The sequence below is a fragment of the Collimonas silvisoli genome, from assembly GCF_018305005.1.
In the GTDB taxonomy this organism is placed as follows: domain Bacteria; phylum Pseudomonadota; class Gammaproteobacteria; order Burkholderiales; family Burkholderiaceae_D; genus Collimonas; species Collimonas silvisoli.
Genome location: NZ_JAGQEG010000149.1, coordinates 1 through 7,920 on the forward strand (window position 1 = coordinate 1; position 7,920 = coordinate 7,920).

At 58.5% G+C, this 7,920-nt stretch carries 10 protein-coding genes; 2 read left to right on the forward strand and 8 right to left on the reverse strand.

All coding sequences use genetic code 11. The features are described 5' to 3' along the window. Positions 1-453 precede the first annotated feature (453 nt). From KHU33_RS26715 to KHU33_RS24640, 4 genes are all read right to left on the reverse strand, one after another. Complete coding sequence (locus KHU33_RS26715) at positions 454-579, reverse strand: hypothetical protein (protein ID WP_268907146.1); 126 nt, start codon at positions 577-579, stop codon at positions 454-456. A gap of 102 nt (positions 580-681) precedes the next feature. After that, complete coding sequence (locus KHU33_RS24630) at positions 682-1,020, reverse strand: hypothetical protein (protein WP_211467940.1); 339 nt, start codon at positions 1,018-1,020, stop codon at positions 682-684. A 23-nt stretch (positions 1,021-1,043) separates the two neighbouring features. Continuing rightward, positions 1,044-1,331 carry a hypothetical protein gene (locus KHU33_RS24635; protein ID WP_211467942.1) on the reverse strand — a complete coding sequence of 96 codons (288 nt, stop codon included), beginning with the start codon at positions 1,329-1,331 and terminating at the stop codon, positions 1,044-1,046. A 40-nt stretch (positions 1,332-1,371) separates the two neighbouring features. Next, positions 1,372-1,545 (reverse strand): hypothetical protein, encoded by a 174-nt coding sequence (locus KHU33_RS24640; protein ID WP_211467944.1) that lies wholly within the window; start codon positions 1,543-1,545, stop codon positions 1,372-1,374. A 10-nt stretch (positions 1,546-1,555) separates the two neighbouring features. Here KHU33_RS24640 and KHU33_RS24645 point away from each other — a divergent pair, with 10 nt between their 5' ends. Together KHU33_RS24645 and KHU33_RS24650 are read left to right on the forward strand one after the other, a co-directional pair. Then, positions 1,556-2,107, forward strand: a complete 552-nt coding sequence (locus tag KHU33_RS24645) for an NADPH-dependent FMN reductase (protein WP_211467946.1) — start codon at positions 1,556-1,558, stop codon at positions 2,105-2,107. 57 nt (positions 2,108-2,164) lie between these two features. After that, a complete protein-coding gene (locus KHU33_RS24650; RefSeq protein ID WP_230414538.1) occupies positions 2,165-3,568 on the forward strand; it encodes a cation:proton antiporter in 1,404 nt (467 codons plus the stop codon). A gap of 23 nt (positions 3,569-3,591) precedes the next feature. On the opposite strand, the gene KHU33_RS24655 is transcribed toward KHU33_RS24650, so the two are convergent. From KHU33_RS24655 to KHU33_RS24670, 4 genes are all read right to left on the reverse strand, one after another. Then, the gene (locus KHU33_RS24655; RefSeq protein WP_211467948.1) at positions 3,592-4,965 is read right to left on the reverse strand and encodes an LLM class flavin-dependent oxidoreductase; all 1,374 of its coding nucleotides are present in this window, start codon (positions 4,963-4,965) and stop codon (positions 3,592-3,594) included. A 24-nt stretch (positions 4,966-4,989) separates the two neighbouring features. Further along, positions 4,990-6,198: an SfnB family sulfur acquisition oxidoreductase gene (locus KHU33_RS24660; RefSeq protein WP_211467949.1), complete on the reverse strand. Its 1,209-nt coding sequence runs from the start codon at positions 6,196-6,198 to the stop codon at positions 4,990-4,992. 25 nt (positions 6,199-6,223) lie between these two features. Then, positions 6,224-7,468 (reverse strand): SfnB family sulfur acquisition oxidoreductase, encoded by a 1,245-nt coding sequence (locus KHU33_RS24665; protein WP_211467951.1) that lies wholly within the window; start codon positions 7,466-7,468, stop codon positions 6,224-6,226. 283 nt (positions 7,469-7,751) lie between these two features. After that, positions 7,752-7,920 (reverse strand): P-II family nitrogen regulator (locus KHU33_RS24670; protein WP_211467955.1); only part of this gene is annotated, 169 nt, incomplete at its 5' end.

Consider the following 7,920-nt stretch of genomic DNA (forward strand, 5'->3'; position numbering starts at 1 on the left):
CAAAACCAGTATGTCGTAACTTTCTTTGTCCAGCTGATTCAATAGATCCTTGCCGTTTCGAAACGGCTGGCAGGCATGTCCGCTGGCAGTGAGTATTTCGCTGATTAAATCGGTGTGTTCGGAGTCGTCATCAAGGACAGCAATTTTCATATCATTCTAATTATCAGCACGGGTCTGCAGCGCGAGGGCTCTCGCGGCAGCCTGCATCAAGTCGCACACCGTTAAATCCGGTCAGGCCAAAATCATTCTTCAAACCGGTTGTCCAGAGCGGTTCAACGGCTTGCCGGTTGCTATCTCCACGTTTATTGTCGGTGGATTGAGAGACGCTGGAAATACGAAAAAACAAAGTATTTGACGACGACGATATTTAAAAATCGGTTAACAATCACGGATGCAAGTTAACAATGGCGAACAGAAAATATTTCGCGTGAATTCGCATGAATATAGGATGTATCACTCCAGGTTTGACGCCAGACTTCGTTGCGCCGCCATCGATCCGAATGCTTCCGCGTAGGCTCTGACGTCGATCGCACGCAGCGGATTGCGCTGATGCTGGTTAATACGTATAAAATCATTCATCGGCTCTGCTGGCGGAAGCAGATGGCAGCCCCGCTGCTCCGCCCTTTCCATCTCAAGGCATCAAGCACATCCGATTTTGCAATGTGCCGGCAACGCGTCGATTTAGCATTCGCCCTTTTTTGCATGTCCCGGCGGACAATGGCCGCGCCCCTCATCACGATCCCTGCGGTGATCCCTGCGGTGATCCCCATCGTGATCCCCGTCGTGATCCCTATCGCGATCTCCATGATGACGTTGATGCTCTTCCCAATCGCGCCGCTCCCAGTAGCGGCGGCCATCGTAATAGCGGTCGCCGTGCCAGCCGGTCACAATCACCGGAACAGGTGTAACAATCGCAGGAGCCGGAACGCCGATATTGATGCCGACATCGATGGCGTGCGCTGCGCCGGAAAGACAGATGCCAAGACTGATGATGGTTGGTACGATGAAAAAATGTTTCATGGCCTTACTCCAGAAAGTTGTTTTTAAAAGTTGCTCTGGCAAACGGCCGGGAAAAAAATTTCACGGTTACGCATCTGTCCAGCTCTTTCCAAACGGCGAGCGCATGATCCCAGTTGACCGGACCAGCCGAGAATTTGAATGAAATAACAATCTTTAACTTTTATGGCCGCCATCCACCTCATCCCATGCAAGATCGTCCCCATTGAGGTCACAAAGAATTGACGGCGGGAATCATTTCGCGCTTCTGCCGTGACGGCAAGACGCCAATAACCATTGAGCATTCCTGAGCCATTCTGTGCATCAGGCAACAAACAAGATCTCCAAGCCACACGCCGATAAATTGTCTATCATTCAGACATTAAGTTCGATAACCCACAGACGCGTCGGCTTGCCCCCTGTAGTTTGCCTCTTTAAAGATAGAAACTTCCTGCACAAACGGTCACGCTTGCGCTCAGAACCAAAGATCGAAGACATGAAGCCTTGCTCCCGATAACGTAGTTCGGGCATTTCATCGCTTTTTTTCATGGAGATCGTCATGAATCAATATCAGATCGCAGTAGTCGTAGGCAGCCTTCGCCGCGATTCATTCAATCGCAAGCTGGCAACCGCCGTCGCCAGGCTGGCGCCGCCGGAATTCATATTCGAGCAGGTGCAGATCAGCGACTTGCCGCTCTACAATCAGGACGATGACGGCAACCCGGCCGAACCGGTCAAACGGCTGAAAGCCGCCATAACCAAGGCCCAGGGCCTGCTGTTCGTGACGGCGGAATACAACCGCTCGCTTCCCGGCGTACTCAAGAACGCGATTGATCATGCTTCCCGCCCCTACGGCCAAAGTGTCTGGAAGGACAAACCTGCAGGCATTCTGGGGGTATCGGTCGGCGCCACCGGCACTGCCATGTCGCAACAGCATTTGCGCAATGTTCTGGCCTACCTGGATGTACCGACGCTGGGCCAGCCCGAAGTGTTCGTCCAAGCCAAGGATGGCTTGTTCGATGAGGCCGGCAATATCGGTGAACACAGCAAGAAATTCCTCCAGGACTGGATGGATAACTACGTTGCCTGGGTGAAAAAACACACACCCTGACTACCCATACCGATAACTCTTCATATCGCCGCATCCGGCAACTGGCGCGGACGCCGGATGCCGGCTACTCCACAGGGCTGCAAATGCAGCTCCGGTTATTTTGTGCGAGGAGGTATCGCCATCGATCAATCAATCATCTGGTATCTGATCGTCGGCGTGTTGCTGTTGTCGATGGGTCTGATGGCTTCGCTGCTGGATCGCTTGCCGGTCAGCCCGGCGATGTTCTATCTGCCTGTCGGTTACATCCTGGGGCCGGCGGCAAGCGGCCTGATCAATGTCACGCCCGCCGAGCACGCCGAATTGCTGACCGCGCTGGCCAAGATGGCGCTGCTGCTGTCATTGTTCACTGTCGGCCTTAAATTACGCTTGCCGTTCCGCGCCAGAATCTGGCACTTGCCGCTGCGCCTGGGCGTGCTGGCGATGCTGGTCACGATTCCGCTGTTGACGCTGGCCGGCATGTTCATGTTCGGTCTGCCGCTGGGCGCAGCGATTCTGCTGGGTGGGATTCTGGCGCCCACCGATCCGGTGCTGGCGTCCGATGTGCAGCTAAAGGACGTCGGCGATCGCGATCGCATCCGCTATAGCCTCACCGGCGAGGGCGGCTTGAACGACGGCACCGCCTTTCCGTTTGTCATGCTCGGCCTGTCCCTGCTCGGCGTGCCGTCGGCAGCCGCTTACATCGACACTTATGCAGTGCTGCAGGTAGCCTGGGGCATCATCGCCGGACTGGTCGGCGGCTGGTTCATGGGGTGGCTGCTGGGACGCACGGTGGTCGGCTTGCGGCGTCGTTTCCGGCTGGCGCTGGGTATGGAAGAATTTCTCGGCATCGGCTTGATCGCGCTCGCCTACGGCGTTACCGAGACCATCCATGGCATCGGCTTTCTGGCGGTGTTCGCCGCCGGCCTGGCGATGCGCCGCATCGAGTCGACCAATAGCGGCCTGCAAGAACCGGAGGCGGCCAAGTACCAGCCGGTAGTGGACAGCCTGCCGCTGGGCGCGAAAGAAGAAATTGCCACCCATCCGGTCAAGGCTTCGGCATACATGACGGAAACCGTGCTCGGCTTTAATCAGCAACTGGAACAGTTTGCTGAATTTCTGATGGTGACGCTGACCGGCATCCTGTTATCGCATATCGGATTTTCTGCAGCGGGCGCATTGCTGGCCCTGCTGCTGTTTTTTGTGATCCGGCCGCTCTCGGTTGCGCTGGCGCTGATACGGGCCGACGTCACGCCTCTGCAGCGGCGCTTGATGGCGTGGTTTGGCATCAAAGGCATCGGCTCGCTGTATTACCTGGTGTTTGCCTTGCAATATCAATGGCTCGCGCCTGCCGGTTTTCGATCGTCGGCATTGGCGCCGCGCCTCACTTCTCTGGTGCTGACGGTGGTGGCGATGTCGATCGTGCTGCATGGAATTTCCTCGACACCGTTGATGGAAATGTATCAACGCCGGCGGCGGCGCTAAATTTGTTCTCTGATCATTTCTGGCTAAATACGGCCGGATTGGCGGAAACCGGCCGCAGGATGCCGCTCCGGCAAAGTCGGCTGGCCGGCCCCAAACAATTTCTCGCGCAAAGTGCCCTCTTCATAGTCCAGCTTGTAAGAACCGCGCGCCTGCAATTCAGGAATCACCAGATTGACAAAATCTTCAAAACTTTCCGGCGCCACCGTGCGCGTCAGGTTGAAACCGTCGATATCGGTGTCTCTGACCCACGCCTCCAACTGATCCGCCACCTGCTGCGGCGAACCGACGATGGTCACGTAGCGTCCACCCAGCGCCAACTGATCCAGCAGTTTGCGCACGGTCCAGCCGGCGTCGGCCGCCGTCACCGCCTTGGCGGAAGACTGGATCGCATTGCTGCTGGCAGGTTTGATCGCCTCATCAATGCCATAGGCAGAAAAATCGAAACCGGTGCCGCTGGCGAAGTGCGCCAGGCCGGCTTCCGGATTGGCGTAGCGGCAGTATTCGGCATATTTCTCGCGTGCCTCGGCGGCGGTCGGTGCAACGACGACGGAGACACCCATGAAGATTTTCAGATCATGCCGATGGCGGCCTGCCAGTTGCGCCTGATCGCGCAAGGCGGCGACCAGCTTGCGCGCCGCCTCTGGCTTCTGGCTGGAGATGAAGACGCATTCTGCGTGGGCTGCTGCAAATTGCTGCCCTCTGTCCGAAGCGCCGGCTTGGTATAGCACCGGCGTGCGTTGCGGCGACGGTTCGCTCAGGTGATAGCCATCCACCTGATAATGCGGGCCGCGATGCTTGATGCGATGCACTTTGGCCGGATCGGCGAACACTCTGCGCTGGCGGTCGCGCAGCACGGCGCCGTCTTCCCAGCTGCCTTCCCATAATTTGTACAGCACTTGCATGAACTCTTCGGCACGCTCGTAACGCGCATCGTGTTCCGGTTGTTCGCTCAAGCCCATGGCGCGTGCCGCGCTATCCAGATAACCGGTGACGATATTCCAGCCTACCCTGCCGCGCGTCAGGTGATCGAGAGTCGACATGCGGCGCGCGAAGAGATACGGCGCTTCATAAGTCAGGTTGACGGTGACGCCGAAACCGAGATGCTTGGTAACTGCGGCCATCGCCGACACCAGCAACAGCGGGTCGTTGACCGGCAGCTGGATCGATTCGCGCAGAGTCAGGTCGGCCGAGCCTTGGTAAACGTCGTAGACGCCGACGATATCGGCCAGGAACAAGCCGTCGAATTTGCCGCGTTCCAGCAGCTTGGCTTGTTCGGTCCAATATTCAATGCTGGTGTAGTCGGTGGAGCGATCGCGTGGATGGGTCCACAGGCCATGGTTGATGTGCCCAACGCAATTCATGTTGAAAGCGTTGAGGCGGATTTGCTTCTTCGGCATAGGAGTGACTCTGCAAAAAGCTGATCAGAGCGCGCCGTGACGCGGCGGATTCTTTTGGTTGAGATAGTAGTTGCCGACCGCGTGATATTTCCAGCGCACCGGATCGTGCAGCGTGTGGGTGCGGGCATTGCGCCAGTGCCGGTCCAGATTGTGCTCGGACAAGGTGGCTTGGGTGCCGGCCAGCTCGAACAACTTGCTGCCGGCGGCGAGCGCTATCTCGGTAGTCAGGACGCGGGCTTCGGCCACTGCGATCGAAGCCGCGGCGACGCTATCGACAGTCGGCGCCGATGCGGCGCGATCCACCGCTTCCCCGGCTAGTTCGAGCAGGGCTTCAGCGCCGGCCAGGCGTACCGCCAGATCGCCAAATTCACGTACGGTCAAGGGATCGTCGATGGCGCTTTCCACCTTGCTATCGATCCAGGCGCGCGAACGGGTGCGAACGAAGACGGCGGCGTCGTGCAGCGCGGTGCGGGCGATGCCGACGTCGATTGCGGCGTGCAGCAATTGCGCCACCGGCCCCAATGAAGTAGGACGTTCGAAGGCGCTCTGGAATGGCAGCACCTCCCCCGCCTCGACCCGCACGTTGTCCAGCACTACCGAACCGCTGCCGGTGGTGCGCTGGCCGAAACCGGACCAGTCGTCGATCACGTTAACGCCCGCTGCATCGCGTTTGACAATCGCCAGTTGCTGCACGCCGTCGTCATCGATCACCGACACCGGAATCCGGTGTGCATACAATGCGCCGGTGGCGTAGAATTTCCTGCCGTTGATGCGGAAACCCTCGCCATCCTTGCTCAGCCGGGTGCGCCGCTCCTGCGAGGTGCGCGTGCCCAGTTCGGCCAAGGCATTGCCGAAACGCTCGCCGGCCAGGATCCGTTCAAAGTAAAAGCGCTTCTGTGCTTCGCTGCCGTTCACTCGCAGTATCTCAACCGCATAAAAGTGATTCTGTGGGATCTGACCGAGCGAACCGTCGGCGGCGGCAATCGTAGCGATCACTTCAGCCAGCGTGCCAAACGATACGCCAGCGCCGCCGTATGCGCGCGGTACGGAAATTCCCCACAGGCCGGAACGGGAAAACTGCTCCAGTTCGTTCAGCGGCAGTTGCCGCTGACGGTCGCGCAAACTGGCTTCTTTGGTAAATGTTGCGGCCAGCGCACGGGCTGCAGCCAGCGCTTGGATATCGTCGAGGATACGCACCACCGGCCCTTCGGCGGCATTGATTTTGGTAGTCATTTCAGTTCCGGGTTCAGTTCGGGGTTCAGTTCCAGGAGTGGCGCGCCGGTGCGACGCCGTTCAGCAGATAGTTGCCGACGGCGTGCAGCTTCCAGCGTACCGGATCATGCAAGGTATGGGTGCGCGCGTTGCGCCAGTGGCGGTCCAGATTATGTTCGGCCAGGGTTGCCGCCGAACCGGCCAGTTCAAACAGTTTTTCACCGGCGTGCAAGGCAATCTCGGTAGTCAGCACCTTGGCCTTGGCAACCGCAATCGAAGCACGGGCGGAAGCTTCGGCGTCGATCGCCGCTGTCGAAACCTGATCGAGTACGCCGGCAGCTTTGGCCAGCAACGCGTTAGCCGCGTGCAGGCGAATCTTCAGATCGCCGATATCGCGAATGATGTAGGGATCGTCGCTGGCGCGTTCGACGCCGCTATCGGCCCAGGGGCGAGAACGGGTGCGCACGAAGTTGATGGCGTCGTCCACAGCGGCTTCAGCGATGCCGGCGTCGATCGCCGCCTGGATCAGTTGCGAAACCGGTCCTTGTATGCCGGCTTGTTCGGCCAGCCTATGCAGCGGCAATACATTTTCTACCGCCACCGGCAGGTTATCCAGCAACACGGTGCCGCTGGCTGTGGTGCGCTGGCCGAAGCCTGACCAGTCGTCGATGATGCTCAGCCCGGGTGTGCCGCGCCTGACGAAAACCAGCACCACGCGGCCTTGCTCATCCAACGCCTTTACCGGCACCCAATGGGCAAACAAGGCGCCGGTGGAATAGAATTTCTTGCCGCTCAGACGATAGCCGCTGGGCGTTTCAATCAAGCGCGTTTTCATCTCTAAAATATTCTTGGTGCCGCGCTCGGGCCCAGCGTTGCCGATCCGCTGGCCGGCCAGCACATCGGCGTAGATGCGGGCTTTTTGCACGGCATCGGCATGCTGCGCCACCACCCCGAGAATGCCGAAATGGTTTTGCGGAATCTGCCCCAAAGCCGGATCGGCCGAGCACAACACGCGGAATACCTCGGCCAGCGTACGGTAGGAAACCTCGGCGCCGCCATGCGCGTGCGGCACGCTAATGCCGCCCAGGCCGCTGGCTGAAAATTTCTCGATTTCCGCCCACGGCAAACGCCGTTCGCGGTCGCGCTGGCTGGCGCCGCCGCGGAACTCGGCGGCCAGCGCATGCGCTATATCCAATGCTTCCTGGTCACTGCTGATGCGATGCGCCGGAACGACCCGGGGTAACAGGTCGATCTGGCTTTCTTCAATTGCGATTGTCGCGGTAGACGACATGAATCACCTCTTCTGTGGCGCGCTTGATTGCAACTCGTGATTGCGATCGACTGCGGAAGAGGAAACGATAGCTTGCAGACATGATCTGCGTCCAATAAGAAAAACGTGAGTGAGTATGCGAAAAATGTTTTACGGATTTTTCACAAGCTGGAATTAAAGCGGCGGGGGTGCAATGAGCCTGGAGCCGCGGTCAGTCATCCGTTACATCGAAGGACCGCGGCCAAGATAGAGATAGCGGAAGAAAGGGAGAAGCTGTAACGATCAGGGCGCTACAAGAACTGCATTAAACCGCGTCAGGCCCGGTTTCGCCGGTACGGATGCGAATCACCTGTTCGATATTGCGCACGAAAATCTTGCCGTCGCCGATCTTGCCGGTACGCGCTGCCTTGATGATGGCGTCCACTGCACGCTCGGTCAGGGCGTCGTCGATCACCAGTTCGACCTTCACTTTT

Coding starts and splice junctions, on each gene's coding strand:
- KHU33_RS26715 (WP_268907146.1), bottom strand. CDS start 579: ATGAATGATTTTATACGTATTAACCAGCATCAGCGCAATCCGCTGCGT.
- KHU33_RS24630 (WP_211467940.1), bottom strand. CDS start 1,020: ATGAAACATTTTTTCATCGTACCAACCATCATCAGTCTTGGCATCTGT.
- KHU33_RS24640 (WP_211467944.1), bottom strand. CDS start 1,545: ATGAAAAAAAGCGATGAAATGCCCGAACTACGTTATCGGGAGCAAGGC.
- KHU33_RS24645 (WP_211467946.1), top strand. CDS start 1,556: ATGAATCAATATCAGATCGCAGTAGTCGTAGGCAGCCTTCGCCGCGAT.
- KHU33_RS24650 (WP_230414538.1), top strand. CDS start 2,165: ATGCCGGCTACTCCACAGGGCTGCAAATGCAGCTCCGGTTATTTTGTG.
- KHU33_RS24655 (WP_211467948.1), bottom strand. CDS start 4,965: ATGCCGAAGAAGCAAATCCGCCTCAACGCTTTCAACATGAATTGCGTT.
- KHU33_RS24660 (WP_211467949.1), bottom strand. CDS start 6,198: ATGACTACCAAAATCAATGCCGCCGAAGGGCCGGTGGTGCGTATCCTC.
- KHU33_RS24665 (WP_211467951.1), bottom strand. CDS start 7,468: ATGTCGTCTACCGCGACAATCGCAATTGAAGAAAGCCAGATCGACCTG.